Origin of the sequence: Bacillus sp. SIMBA_008 (assembly GCF_046535495.1) — a bacterium.
Lineage (GTDB): Bacteria > Bacillota > Bacilli > Bacillales > Bacillaceae > Bacillus > Bacillus subtilis.
In genome coordinates, this window is the sequence record NZ_JAWRWL010000498.1 from 1 (window position 1) to 270 (window position 270).

General features: G+C 29.3%; 1 pseudogene. It reads left to right on the forward strand.

From position 1 onward, the window contains the following. Positions 1-270 (forward strand): annotated as a pseudogene (locus tag SB658_RS24180) (hemolysin D); the annotation flags it as partial.

Below are 270 nucleotides of genomic sequence, written 5' to 3' on the forward strand. Positions count from 1 at the left end.
CTGCAATGATACAAGGTAAATATGATGTGAGCGTATCGAGAACGCAAATTGGAGGAATTGTAGATACTGTTTCTGTTAAATCAGGTGATGAGGTAAAAAAAGGAGACGTTTTAATTCAATTAAAAAATCAGGAATTAATAGATAAACAGAGTCAATTGGATCAAATTATTAAACATTTAGAAAAGAAAAAAGGAATGTTAGAACAATTAAAACAGAGTATTCAAGCTCATAAATTGCTCTTTTTGGGTGATACAGATAAAAAGATTATAG